This window comes from Hydrogenophaga sp. GW823-FHT04C09, assembly GCF_058796355.1.
Window position 1 is genome coordinate 425,405 of sequence record NZ_JBXAIO010000001.1, and the last position, 12,675, is coordinate 438,079.

Here is a 12,675-nt window from a genome sequence, read left to right on the forward strand (position 1 = left end):
CGATCAGCCCAGCAGCATCAGGCCGACCTGCAGCAGGATGATCACCACCAGCACCGACAGGTCCACCCCGCCGATCAAGGGCACGACCCGGCGCACCGGGCGCAGGATGGGCGCGCACAGGCGGTCGAGCGTGCCCATCACCGGCGATTGCGGCTGCACCCACGACAGGATGGCGTAGCCGATCAGCAGGATCATCAAGCCCTGCAGCAAGGTGCGCACCAGCAGGCGCACCGCCATGGTGAAGACGATCGTCACCACTCCGGCGGCCGAGCCGGGGGCCGCAGACACGCTCGCCGCCAGCAACCACCACAAGACGCCGAACGCCAACGAAAGCAGCACGGCCGCACCGAGGCTGCCCCAGTCGATGCGGCTCTGCGCCAGCGAGCGTGGCAGCACCCGGCGCAGGGGTGCCACCAGCCAGTCGGTCACCGCGATCGCGAAGCGCCCCGGCTGGCCCGACATGTTGATCCGCAGGTGATTCATCCACGCCCTCAACAGCGCCGCCGCCACGAGGAAGAAGAAGAAGGTTTCGAGCAGGAAGAAAACGATGCGCATGGCGTGAGAGCAGCGGAGGACGGAGGGGACAGAGTGTAGGCTCAGGAGCCCAATCGCAAGGGTGCCCGCGGCGTGCGCGGATCGGGTTCGTGCCCGCTGGCCAGCCGCTCCAACGCGGCGGCCCGCGAGGCCTCCAGAAAGTCCAACATGATGGGCGAGCTGTCGGCCAGCGCATCGCGCCCATGGTGGAACTCGGGATGCCATTGCACGCCGCGCGCATAGGTCCCGCCGGTCCAGCGAATGGCCTCGACCATGCCGTCCAGCGTGGACACGGCCTCCACCACCACGCCCTTGCCCAGTTCCGCCACCGCCTGGTGATGGATGCTGGTCACCCGCAGCTGCGAGGCATTCGGGTACAGCTTGGTCAGTGCCGTGCCCTGGAGAAAGGTCACGTCGTGCTCCAGTTGGTCGTACAGATCGGTGTCCACGTGGGCATGGGCCGCCGGGCATTGCGTCGGGATGTCCTGGTACAGGGTTCCGCCGAAGGCCACGTTGAGCAGTTGCGCGCCCCGGCAGACGCCCAGCACCGGCTTCTTCTGAGCGAGAAAGGTGCGCAGCAAGGCCAGCTCATAGCGGTCACGCACCACGTCGCCCTGCCAGCGTGGGTCCATCGGGGTCTGCCCGTAACTCTGAGGCGCCACGTCGGCGCCGCCTTGCAGCACCAGGGCATCCAGCTCCTGCACCACCTGCTCCACCTTGAGGTGGCGCGCCGCGTGTTTGCTGTCGTGCGCCACGGCCGGCACCATGAAGGCCACCGCCCCGTGCTCCATGATCCAGTGGGCCAGCGACTGTTCGATGTACTGCAGGATCTTGTTTCGAAACCCCAGTTCCTGCGGCGCCTGGTGCAGCAGGCGCGCCGAGACGCCGATGCGCAAGGCCCGGTCGGTGGGCACGGCCGCAGGCTCGCGCCGGCGCACCACGGTGGCCTTGGCTGGCTTGGCCGCGGGGCTTTTGGTCAGGGCGGCGGAGTTGGGCATGGCGAAGTCGGGTAACGACCGGTTCAGCGCCGGCTCTTGCGAGACTGGCTCGCGGTGCTGCGGGCACCGCCCCGCTCGCCCTTCTTGCCCGCCGCCTTGCGCACGGCGGCCTTGACGTCCATGGCGGGCGCCTGGCGCCCCTGCGGCGCGCCCTCGCTCCGGTTGCGGCGCGACTTGCCCCCCCGGGCAGGCGGCGCCTGATGGTCGGGAGAGGAAGGCAAACCGGTCTTGTCGCGCATGGCCCGCAACACGAGGTCGTCGTCACCGCTGACCAGCCGGAAGTCGATGCGCCGGCCATCCAGGTCCACCCGGCTCACCTGCACCTGCACCCGGGTGCCCAATGCATAGCGAATGCCGGTGCGCTCGCCACGCAGCTCCTGGCGCGCCTCGTCGAACCGGAAGTACTCCCCGCCGAGTTCGGTGATGTGCACCAGCCCCTCGACGTACATCGCATCGAGCGTGACAAAGAGGCCGAAGCTCGTGACCGCGGTCACCACACCGCTGAACTCTTCGCCCAGGTGTTCGCGCATGTACTTGCACTTGAGCCAGGCCTCCACATCGCGGCTGGCCTCGTCGGCGCGGCGCTCGTTGGCGCTGCAGTGCAAGCCTGCGGCTTGCCAGGCCAGCGTGTCGGCCGACGGTTTCTTCACCACCTCGCCCGCCACCGGCGGCTTCACACGGCTCGCCAGCCGCTTGCTCAACTTGGCGTGCGCCTCGCCCGGCGTGGGCAGGTTCGGCAGCTCATAGCGCTTGCGCGCCAAGATGGCCTTGATCACGCGGTGCACCAGCAGGTCGGGGTAGCGCCGGATCGGGCTCGTGAAGTGCGTATAGGCCTCGAACGCCAGACCAAAGTGCCCGCTGTTGATGGGCGTGTAGATCGCCTGCTGCATGGAGCGCAGCAGCATGGTGTGGATCTGCTGGGCCTCGGGGCGGTCTTTGGTGGCGTTGGCGATCGCTTGGAAATCGCCCGGTTTGGGGTTGTCGCCGATCGTCTGCGACACACCCATGGCCTTGAGGTAGTTGCGCAGGATTTCCTGCTTCTCCGGTGTGGGACCTTCGTGCACGCGGAACAGACCGGTGTGCTTGCCCTCCTGGATGAAATCGGCCGAGCACACGTTGGCCGCGAGCATGGCTTCCTCGATCAGCTTGTGCGCGTCGTTGCGCGTGCGCGGCACGATCTTCTCGATGCGGCCCGACTCGTCGCAGACGATCTGCGTCTCGGTGGTTTCGAAATCCACCGCACCGCGCTCGCCGCGCGCCATCAGCAGGGCGCGGTACACATCGTGCAGATTGAGCAGGTAAGGCACCAGCGCCTTGCGTTGCGCGGCCTCCGGCCCCCGGGTGTTCTGCAGGATCGCGGCCACCTCGGTGTAGGTGAAGCGCGCGTGGCTGAACATCACCGCCGGGTAGAACTGGTAGGCGTGCACCTCGCCCTTGGCATTGACCAGCATGTCGCACACCATGCACAGGCGTTCGACACCGGGGTTCAGCGAGCACAGGCCGTTGGAGAGCTTCTCCGGCAGCATGGGAATCACGCGGCGCGGGAAATAGACCGAGGTGGCGCGGTCATACGCATCGACGTCGATCGGTGAACCGGTCTCCACGTAGTGGCTCACGTCGGCAATCGCCACCAGCAGGCGCCAGCCCTTGCCCTTGCCGACCTTCGCCGGCTCGCAATACACGGCGTCGTCGAAGTCGCGCGCGTCTTCGCCGTCGATCGTCACCAGCGGCACGTCGCGCAAGTCGACGCGGTGCTTGTGGTCGGCGGCCCGCACGTGGTCCGGCAGCGCGCGCGCCTGGGCGAGTGCGGCATCGGAAAACTCGTGCGGCACGCCGTACTTGCGCACCGCGATCTCGATCTCCATGCCGGGGTCGTCGATCTCACCCAGCACTTCCTTCACGCGGCCCACCGGTTGACCGTACAGCGCGGGCGGCTCGGTCAATTGCACCACCACCACCTGGCCGGGCTTGGCCGATCCGGTGGCGCCCTTGGGGATCAGCACGTCCTGCCCGTAGCGCTTGTCCTCGGGGGCGACGAGCCACACACCGCTTTCCTGCAACAGGCGCCCGATGATGGGGGAGTCGGAGCGTTCGACGATTTCGGTCACGCGCCCTTCGGGGCGCCCCTTGCGGTCCAGCCGCACGATGCGGGCCTTGACCCGGTCCTTGTGCAACACCGCGCGCATCTCGTTGGAGGGCAGGTAAATGTCGGCCTGGCCATCGTCGCGGATCACAAAACCGTGTCCATCGCGATGTCCGGAAACGACACCTTCATATTCGGCCAACAGGCTGTTTTTTTCGTTCACTTTTTGGATCGCTTTTTTTCTCTGCTATACTTCTGGTTTTCCTGAAAGCCCAGGTGGCGGAATTGGTAGACGCACTAGTTTCAGGTACTAGCGAGTAACATCGTGGAGGTTCGAGTCCTCTCCTGGGCACCAATCATAAAGGGCTTGCAAACGTGATGTTTGCAAGCCCTTTTCTTTTGCCTTATCAAGATGCAAAGCCTGCAAGCAGGCTTTGCGCATACGGTTGAGTTGCTTCACATTCTGAAGCACCCGATGTGGCCGGCGAGTGTGCAGTCCGGCCATCGCAGTCACCGTCAAACCGGGACCGCCAACAGGTCGTGTCCCTGTGCCGCGACCACACGCGCCTTGGTGAATTCGCCGACCTTCATGGTCTTGCTGATCTTCTCTGGCGGCAGCAGCCGCACCACACCATCGATCTCCGGCGCATCGGCGTAACTGCGTCCGATGCCGCCCTTCTTGCCCAGGCTCGGCGCGGAATCCACCAGCACCTGCATGGTCGCGCCCACGCGCTGCTGCAGCTTCTCGGCCGACACGGCCTCGGCCACCGCCATGAAGCGCGCCCGGCGTTCTTCCCGCACGGCATCGGGCACGGCGTCCGGCAGCTCGTTGGCCGTGGCACCCGGCACCGGCGAATAGGCGAAGCAGCCGGCGCGGTCGATGCGCGCCTCGCGCACGAACTCCAGCAAGTGGTCGAACTCGGCCTCGGTCTCGCCAGGGAAGCCGGCAATGAAGGTGCTGCGCACCACGATCTGCGGGCAGAGCTCGCGCCAGCGCGCGATGCGCTCCAGGTTCTTCTCACCACTGGCGGGCCGCTTCATGCGGCGCAGCACGTCCGGATGGCTGTGCTGCAACGGCACGTCCAGGTAAGGCAGGCACAGGCCGTCGGCCATCAGCGGAATGATCTCGTCCACGTGCGGATACGGGTACACATAGTGCAGCCGCACCCAGGCGCCATAGCCCTGGGCCAGTTCACCCAGCGAGCGCACGAGATCGAACATGCGCGTCTTCACCGGCTTGCCATCCCAGAAGCCGGTGCGGTACTTCACATCGACGCCATAGGCCGAGGTGTCCTGGCTCACCACCAACAGCTCCTTCACGCCAGACTCGAACAGCTTGCGCGCTTCGGTCAGCACGTCGCCGATCGGTCGGCTCACCAGATCGCCGCGCATGGACGGGATGATGCAGAACGTGCAGCGGTGGTTGCAGCCCTCACTGATCTTCAGGTAAGCGTAATGGCGCGGCGTGAGCTTGATGCCCTGCGGCGGCACCAGGTCCACGAAGGGGTCGTGCGGCTTGGGCAGGTGCTCGTGCACCGCCGTCATCACCTCGTGCGTGGCATGCGGGCCGGTCACGGCGAGCACGCTGGGGTGCATCTGCCGCACCAGGTTGCCGCCGCCCTCGCCTTCGCGCGCGCCCAGGCACCCGGTCACGATCACCTTGCCGTTCTCGGCCAGGGCTTCGCCAATGGTGTCCAGGCTCTCGCGAACGGCGTCGTCGATGAAGCCGCAGGTGTTGACGATCACCAGATCGGCACCGGCAAAGGTTTTGGAGGTTTGGTAACCCTCGGCGCTGAGTTGCGTGAGGATCAGTTCGGAGTCGGTCAGCGCCTTGGGGCAACCCAGGCTGACGAACCCGACTTTGGGTGTTTTGGCGGCGGAGGCGGTGTCGTAAGTCATTGTTTCCATTTGAATTCCGCCGGGCTACCTGGCTGAAGAGCGTGGTCCGTTATTGTAAGGCGGCGCGTCGATTTGGCCGGCAGCACATTCCTTGGCCCCTCGCCGGCAGCGGTCGGCCAGACAGGCACGGGCACCGGCACGCGGATTGCCACACACCAGCGGCATGACACGGACCACACCTTCCCTCCACATCGGCACCGCAGGCTGGGGCCTACCGCGAGCGGTGGCCGAGGCATTTCCGGGCGACGGAGCGCTGCTGGAGCGCTATGCACGGGTGCTGGGCTGCACGGAAATCAACACCACCTTCAGCCGCACCCACCGCGCGGACACCTTCGAGCGCTGGGCGATGCAGACACCGACCGGTTTCCGCTTCTCGGTGAAGCTGCCCAAGGCTTTCACGCACGTGGCGCGGCTGAAGGTTCCACCCCGGGAGGTGGGCGCCTTCGTTTCGTCGCTGGCGGGACTCGGCGAGCGCCTGGCGGTGTTGCTGGTGCAACTGCCGCCATCGTTGGGATTCGATCCCGAGGTGGCACGCGACTTCTTTCGCTCGGTGCGCGCGGAATACCCGGGTGCGGTCGTCTGCGAACCGAGGCATCCCACCTGGTTCACGGCGGTGGCCGAGCGCTTGCTGGTGGAGCAGGGCATCGGTCGCGTGGTCGCGGATCCGCCCAAACCTGCCGGCGCCGGGGAGCCAGGCGGCTGGCTCGGCGAGCGCGGAGACGGCCAGGGTGCCGTCGTCTACTGCCGTTGGCACGGCTCGCCACGCATGTATTGGTCGGCTTACGACGACGACTGGCTTGAGGCCAGGGCGCGGGAGTTGTTGAACTGGCCAGCGACCACCCAAGTCTGGTGCATCTTCGACAACACGGCGGCGGGCGCAGCAGCCGACGACGCGCTGCGGCTGGCAGCGAGAATGGCGAGACTCAGCGCTTGAGCCCCAGCGCCGCCAGCATCTGCTCACTGTTCTTCTGCATCTGCTCCTGCATCTGCGTGAAGGCGGTGCGCGACTGCTCCAGGTAGGTGCCCATCATGCCCTGCATCATGGGCGACTGCACGTTCATGAACTGCTTCCAGGCTTCCGGGTTGACGCCCGTGGACTGCTCGGCCATCTTGTGCTGCAGGTCCATGAAGATCTGGACGTTCTTTTCGAGGTAGGCGCCCATGAAATCCTGCATGGCATGGCCATAGAACCGGATGATGTTGGCCAGCACCTGCTCGGTGAAGATCGGAACGCCCGCCGTCTCTTCTTCCAGGATGATCTGCAGCAGGATGCTGCGCGTGAGGTCGTCGTTGGTCTTGGCGTCCCGAACCACGAAGGGCTCGTTGTCCATGACCAGCGACTTCACTTCGGCCAGCGTGATGTACGACGAGGTGTCGGTGTCGTAGAGACGCCGGTTCGGGTACTTCTTGATCACACGCACGGCGGGCGCACGTTCGCTGCCGCTACCGGCCTTGGTTTTTTGCACTGCGGGACTTTCTGGAAGGAACGGGCGAACAAGGCCCGTCGTCTGCGGGAAGGATACGGCACATTCTAAAAACCCACCCCTGGGCCGCAAGCATGGGTTTTCCCTGTGCGGGGAGCCTTGCGAGACAGCGTCCGGCGATGCCCTGGCGCCGGACAGACGAAAAAAAAGCAGACTGCGGGGTCTGCTTTCTGTTTCCGGGGCCTGGTTGACCCCGAAGAAGTTTGGTAGGCGCGATTGGACTCGAACCAACGACCCCCACCATGTCAAGGTGGTGCTCTAACCAGCTGAGCTACGCGCCTACAAACGATTCGAAGCCTCGCAGTATAGCAGTGTTCCGGGGGACTTCTGGCCGACCCATCACATCATTTGCGGCGCACCACCCGCACACCCGGCACATCGCCCACCACGGACATGGCCCGCAGCACCTGTCGGGCGTCCGACACCTCGATGGTGAAAGTCATCCAGGCCACGTCCTTGACCGACTGGGTCTGCACCCCGATCACATTCATCTTCTCGCGGGCGAACACGTCCGAAATGTCACGCAGCAGGCCCTGGCGGTCCTGCGCCTCGATGGCCACGTCCACCGGGTACACGGCCGCGCGGCCATCCCGATCCGGAGCGACCTGACCACTCCACTGCACCTCGATCACGCGGTCCGGGTTCTTGCGCTGCAGGTGGGCGAAATCGCTGCAATCGGCGCGGTGGATGCTCACGCCCTTGCCGCGCGTCACGAAACCGCCGATGTCGTCCGGTGGCGCCGGCTTGCAGCACTTGGCCAGTTGCGTCATGAGCGAATCCACCCCGACCACCAGCACCCCGCCGCTGGGCTGGCTGGAGGACTTGCGCGGCTTCTTGAGCCACACGGGAATTTCGGACGGAACCTCGGGCTCGGGCGGGCGCAGGTGCGTCTCGATGGCCCGCAGCGACAGTTCGTCCTTGCCCACCTGCTCGAAGAGCTCCTGCGCGGAAGCCAGGCCCATGGACACGGCAAGGTCGTCGAACTTCAGCGCGGTCTTTCCCTCGCGCTGCAGCAGTTTTTCCACCGCCTCGCGCCCGCGCGCCATGGTCTCCTCCATGGCCTGCGCGTTGAACCATGCGCGCACCTTGCTCTTGGCCCGGTGGCTGACGAGGTAGCCCAGTTCGGCATTGAGCCAGTCGCGCGACGGCCCGCCCTCTTTCGCGGCGGTGATTTCCACCGTCTGCCCGTTCTGCAGGGGCGTGTTGAGCGTGACCATGGCGCCATCGACGCGCGCCCCCCGGCAGCGGTGGCCGAGGTCGGTGTGCACGCTGTAGGCGAAGTCCACCGCCGTGGCGCCCTGGGGCAGTTCGACGATGGCCGCATCGGGCGTGAGCACGTAGATGCGATCGTCGAACAGCCCCTGCGCGGTGCCGCTCAGGTCGCGCTCCCAGGCCAGCAGCTGGCGCAGCACCGCGATCTTGGCGTCGTACTCCGAGCTGGCCGAGACGCCGGCATAACCCTTGGCTCCCGCCTCCTTGTACGCCCAATGCGCGGCCACGCCGTGTTCGGCATGGTCGTGCATGGCCTGGGTGCGGATCTGGATCTCGAAGGCCCGGCCCTGCTCATCGCGCACCACCGTGTGCAGCGACTGGTAGCCGTTCGGTTTGGGTTTGGCGATGTAGTCGTCGAATTCGTCGGCCACCGGCACATAGTTCGCATGCACATGGGCCAGCGCGGTGTAGCAATCATCGCGGCCGGGCACGATCACGCGCAGCGCGCGGATGTCGAACACCTGGTCGAAGTCCAGCGACTTGCCGCGCATCTTCTTGACGATGCTGTAGATGTGCTTGGGCCGTCCCTGCACGGAAGCGGCCACGCCCTGGCGTTGCAGCTCGGCCTCGAGCTGCTGGCGCACCTGCTCCACATGGGCTTCGCGTTCGGCGCGTTTCTCGTCCAGCAGCCGGGCCACGTGCTTGTAGGTCTGCGGCTCCAGGAAACGGAAGGCCAGGTCCTCCATTTCCCACTTGATCTGCCAGATGCCCAGGCGGTTGGCCAGCGGCGCGAAGACGTGCAGCGACTCGCTGGCGAGCGCGTCACCAGGCTCTCCCTTGCAGGCGGCGAAGTAGCGCAGGGTCTGCAGCCGGGACGCCAGGCGCAGCATGACCACGCGCAGGTCGCGCGAGAAGGCCAGCAGCATCTTGCGCACGTTCTCGGTCTGGCTCGCGGCCAGCTCGGACACCGGCGCCTTGCCGGGCGTGGCCACGGGCAGGGCCTGTTCCTGCGCCGCCTGGCGTTCCTCTTCCTTCTTGGCCAGCACCTCGGCCGACTTGATCCGGGCCTGGCGCTGCAACTGCACCAGCTTGGTGGTCTCCAGCGCCAGCGCCGCGAAGTTGTCGCCAAACGCCTTGGCGATCACCTCTTGCGGGCGGTTCAGGTGCTGGCAGGCGTACACCAGATACGCCGCCGCCTGCATCGCCTCGGAGCCGCCGATGTCGTGCAGCACGCCGGCCACGGCATCGGCGTGCGCCAGGGTGTTCTCGCCGGTGTCGAGCTGTTCGCTGCCCAGCAAGGGTTCCGCGAACGCGCGCGCGCGGGCCAGTGCGTTGGCCTGCTTGGGCAGGCTGTCGGAAGTGGCCGCCACGATCGCCGAGGGCACGGCCGGCGCGCGCTCGATGAGGGTGGCCGCATGGGAGGCCTCGGACGAGGTCGGGGAAATCACACGTTTCATGAATCGCTCAACAACCAACCGCTCAGTTGGACCAGAGGAAGTCCCGGACGGCGGCCACCTGATCATCGGCCACCAGCGTCGGCGCGTGGCCCACGCCCTCAAAAACCACACAGCGCGCCCTGGGACCGCGCCGCCCCATCTCGGCGGCGGTGGCTTCGGAGAGCAGGTCCGACTGCCCGCCGCGCAGCAGCAGGGTGGGCGCGGTGATGGTGTCGTACAGCTGCCAGAGGGTGGCCTCGCCGTCGCGGGCGATCTGCCGGGCCTGTGCCTCGTCGGCCATGCCGGTCAGGGCCTTGACGGGCATGGCGATGGCCGGGTCGTAGTGCAGCCACCAGCGCCCGTCGCGCTCGCGCAGCAGCGGCAGGGACAGCGCCCGCCATTGCGCCGGCGTGTGGGGGCCGAAGCCGGTGGAAATCGAGGCCAGGTAATCCAGGGCCGCCTGCTCGCTGTCGAACGAGGGGTTCTGCCCCAGGTAGGTGCTGATGCGCTGCAGTGCCTCCCACTGGATGGCCGGCCCCACATCGTTGAGCACCAGGCGGCGTGGTGCCAGGGCGGGCTGGGCCGCGATCGCCATGCCGATCAGACCGCCCATGCTGGTGCCGACCCAGTCGATCACGGCCTTCGGGTTCGCTGCGCGCACATGCATCAGCAGCGCCGCCAGGTCGGCCGCGTAGGTGGGCACCTGGTAGGCCATGGGATCGGCCAACCAGTCGCTGTGGCCGCGCCCGGTCACGTCGACCGCGATCACGCGGCAGCGGTCGACCAGGGCGCGCGCCAGGGTGTCGAAGTCGCGCCCCTGGCGCGAGAGACCGTGCACGCAAACCACCACATGGCGGTGGTCGCCCGAGGCGCTGGCCCAGTCCCAATAGGCCATGCGGCGCGGCTCGCCGGTGCGGGCCACGGGCCCGGTGACGGGAAGGTATTGGAGGTTCGGTTCTTGCATGGTGTGACAGTGCGAAGCGGGCGCCTGGAGGCGTCCGTGATAATGCCTTGAGCGCTTTTCAACCCATCGTACTGGAACTGGAGTTCACTTCATGCTTGCCAACAAGACCGCCCTCGTCACCGGCTCCACCAGCGGCATCGGCCTGGGCATTGCCAAGGCCCTGGCGCGCCAGGGTGCCAACATCGTGCTCAACGGTTTCGGCGATGCCGAAGGCCCCAAGGCGGAGATCGCTGCGCTGGGGGCCAAGGTCGCCTACCACGGCGCCGACATGAGCAAACCGGCGGAGATCGAGGCCATGATGGCCTTCGCGGCCAGCACCTTCGGCCAGGTGGACATCCTGGTGAACAACGCGGGCATCCAGCACGTCGCGCGCGTGGAAGACTTTCCCGTCGAGCGCTGGGACGCGGTCATCGCCATCAACCTCAGCAGCGCCTTCCACGCCAGCCGCCTGGCCCTGCCCGCGATGCTCAAGTCCAACTGGGGCCGCATCATCAACGTGGCGTCGGTGCATGGGCTGGTGGGTTCGGCCGAGAAGTCGGCCTACGTCGCGGCCAAGCACGGCATCGTGGGCCTGACCAAGGTCACGGCGCTGGAGAACGCCACCACCGGCGTCACCTGCAACGCGATCTGCCCGGGCTGGGTGCTCACCCCGCTGGTGCAGAAACAGGTGGACGCCAAGGCTGCGGCGCAAGGCATTTCCAACGCGGACGCCACCAAACAGCTGCTGGGCGAAAAAGAGCCGTCCATGCAGTTCACCACCCCGGAAGAACTGGGCGAGCTGGCGGTGTTCTTCTGCTCGGCGGCCGGCAACAACGTGCGGGGCGTGGCCTGGAACATGGACGGCGGCTGGGCCGCCCAGTAACAGCAGCCCCCCCGCCGCGCTTCGCGCGTCCCACTCCAGGGGGGGCGCCAGCGGCCCGGCAAAGCCGGTTCCGCGGCACCTCTGGACCGCGCCGTCTCAGGCGCAGAAGTTGTCTATTTCAGCTGGATCGAGCCCGACACGGTGACGTTGACCGTGGACTTGCCGGCTTCCACCGGCACTGCTGCGTCCGACATCGCGGCCTTGGCTTCCATGGCCATGGCGCGCGGCTGGAACGGGCGCACTTCCTGGTCGGCCGAACTCACATTGATTTCGCGCAGGCTGTAGCCGGAGAAACCGAAGCCCTTGCTGACTTCATCGGCCCGGGCCTTGAAGCGCTCGATGGCCAGCGCCTGCACATCGGACTCGAGCTTGCGGCGTGCGTCGCGCGAGAGCGAGAAGCTGGTGCCCGACATGGTCAGGGTCTGGATCTTGCCGGCCGTGGCGCTGATGAGGGCGAAGTCGCGCCCTTCGAGCACCAGTTCGGTGCTGCCCTGCCAGCCGTTGATCTTGCCGTTGCTGCTGTAGCGCGGATACAGGCTGAACTGGCCGGTGCGGACCTCCAGCTGCTGCGGCTTGGCGTTGGCGCGGGCCACGGCCAGCGCGGCGTCGAGTGCCTGCTTGAGCTGGTTCTGCACCGTCACGGCGTCGCTGCCCTCGCGCGTGGTGTTCAGGCTCATGCTCAGCCAGTCCTGGGGCACCTCCAGGAAACCGCTGGCGGCGATGTTCACCACGTTGGCGGGCACGGGCACCGTGACCTGGGCCATCGCCGAAGCGCTCAAGCCCAGCCCGAGGGCCAGCACGGAGGAGAGAAGAAAGCGGGAAGAAGAGGAAGAGGAACCGGAGAAACGACGCGAGGAAAACAGGGTCATGGTTTGAACTTGAAGTCGTGATGCGGCTGGTCGCGAAGCTGTTCGCGCAGACGCTGGCGCTCTTCCACCGAAAGTCGGTAGGGTTTGCGGCTGTCGTCCATGTCATCGAAGGGCTGTCGCAGCGCATCGCGCAAGCGCATCGTGCTGCGTGGGTCGCTTTCGTCGGCCGAGATCGGCATGACGGCCACCGGCGCATCCGAGGGCATCGGATGCACGCGCTGGTCGCCCGGCGCGGCATAGGCCGAACCCAGGGTGACTAGCAACAAACCACTCGACAGATACGATTTCATGGTGCACTCAAGTATGGTCAATTCGCCGATTGTGTGATGTGGGC

At 66.6% G+C, this 12,675-nt stretch carries 11 protein-coding genes and 2 tRNA genes; 3 read left to right on the top strand and 10 right to left on the bottom strand.

The window, feature by feature from the left end:
• Nucleotides 1–3: 3 nt before the first annotated feature.
• From AC1Q9M_RS01805 to rnr, 3 genes are read right to left on the bottom strand one after another with little or no spacing between them, the layout of a single operon-like run.
• Nucleotides 4–555 (bottom strand): YggT family protein, encoded by a 552-nt coding sequence (locus tag AC1Q9M_RS01805; RefSeq protein WP_382324381.1) that lies wholly within the window; start codon nt 553–555, stop codon nt 4–6.
• Nucleotides 556–596: 41 nt separating this feature from the next.
• Nucleotides 597–1,532, bottom strand: coding sequence for a gamma-glutamyl-gamma-aminobutyrate hydrolase family protein (locus AC1Q9M_RS01810; RefSeq protein WP_492432132.1), 936 nt, complete (start codon nt 1,530–1,532; stop codon nt 597–599).
• Nucleotides 1,533–1,555: 23 nt separating this feature from the next.
• On the bottom strand, nt 1,556–3,838 hold the full coding sequence (gene rnr, locus AC1Q9M_RS01815; protein WP_444686408.1) for a ribonuclease R: 2,283 nt from the start codon (nt 3,836–3,838) through the stop codon (nt 1,556–1,558).
• A 47-nt stretch (nt 3,839–3,885) separates the two neighbouring features.
• Here rnr and AC1Q9M_RS01820 point away from each other — a divergent pair.
• Nucleotides 3,886–3,970: transfer RNA gene (locus AC1Q9M_RS01820), tRNA-Leu, on the top strand.
• A gap of 161 nt (nt 3,971–4,131) precedes the next feature.
• On the opposite strand, the gene rimO is transcribed toward AC1Q9M_RS01820, so the two are convergent.
• Nucleotides 4,132–5,523: a 30S ribosomal protein S12 methylthiotransferase RimO gene (rimO, locus tag AC1Q9M_RS01825; RefSeq protein ID WP_492432134.1), complete on the bottom strand. Its 1,392-nt coding sequence runs from the start codon at nt 5,521–5,523 to the stop codon at nt 4,132–4,134.
• Between the two features lie 154 nt (nt 5,524–5,677).
• Between rimO and AC1Q9M_RS01830 the strand changes: the two genes are divergently transcribed.
• Nucleotides 5,678–6,448, top strand: a complete 771-nt coding sequence (locus AC1Q9M_RS01830) for a DUF72 domain-containing protein (protein WP_382324374.1) — start codon at nt 5,678–5,680, stop codon at nt 6,446–6,448.
• Here AC1Q9M_RS01830 and phaR read toward each other — a convergent pair.
• The 4 genes from phaR to AC1Q9M_RS01850 all read right to left on the bottom strand — a co-directional run bounded on the left by phaR (nt 6,438) and on the right by AC1Q9M_RS01850 (nt 10,610).
• Nucleotides 6,438–6,980: a polyhydroxyalkanoate synthesis repressor PhaR gene (gene phaR / locus AC1Q9M_RS01835; protein WP_297401674.1), complete on the bottom strand. Its 543-nt coding sequence runs from the start codon at nt 6,978–6,980 to the stop codon at nt 6,438–6,440. The genes AC1Q9M_RS01830 and phaR overlap by 11 nt on opposite strands.
• Nucleotides 6,981–7,202: 222 nt before the next feature.
• Nucleotides 7,203–7,279 (bottom strand) — tRNA-Val (locus AC1Q9M_RS01840).
• A gap of 63 nt (nt 7,280–7,342) precedes the next feature.
• Complete coding sequence (locus AC1Q9M_RS01845; RefSeq protein WP_492432137.1) at nt 7,343–9,667, bottom strand: RelA/SpoT family protein; 2,325 nt, start codon at nt 9,665–9,667, stop codon at nt 7,343–7,345.
• A gap of 22 nt (nt 9,668–9,689) precedes the next feature.
• The gene (locus AC1Q9M_RS01850) at nt 9,690–10,610 is read right to left on the bottom strand and encodes an alpha/beta fold hydrolase (RefSeq protein WP_492432139.1); all 921 of its coding nucleotides are present in this window, start codon (nt 10,608–10,610) and stop codon (nt 9,690–9,692) included.
• 91 nt (nt 10,611–10,701) lie between these two features.
• On the opposite strand from AC1Q9M_RS01850, the gene AC1Q9M_RS01855 reads away from it, so the two are divergent.
• A complete protein-coding gene (locus AC1Q9M_RS01855) occupies nt 10,702–11,472 on the top strand; it encodes a 3-hydroxybutyrate dehydrogenase (RefSeq protein ID WP_382324370.1) in 771 nt (256 codons plus the stop codon).
• Nucleotides 11,473–11,585: 113 nt separating this feature from the next.
• On the opposite strand, the gene AC1Q9M_RS01860 is transcribed toward AC1Q9M_RS01855, so the two are convergent.
• Both AC1Q9M_RS01860 and AC1Q9M_RS01865 read right to left on the bottom strand, forming a co-directional pair.
• Nucleotides 11,586–12,341, bottom strand: a complete 756-nt coding sequence (locus AC1Q9M_RS01860; RefSeq protein ID WP_444686402.1) for an SIMPL domain-containing protein — start codon at nt 12,339–12,341, stop codon at nt 11,586–11,588.
• A complete protein-coding gene (locus AC1Q9M_RS01865) occupies nt 12,338–12,631 on the bottom strand; it encodes a hypothetical protein (RefSeq protein WP_291121875.1) in 294 nt (97 codons plus the stop codon). The genes AC1Q9M_RS01860 and AC1Q9M_RS01865 overlap by 4 nt, the downstream gene beginning before the upstream one ends.
• Nucleotides 12,632–12,675: the final 44 nt, after the last annotated feature.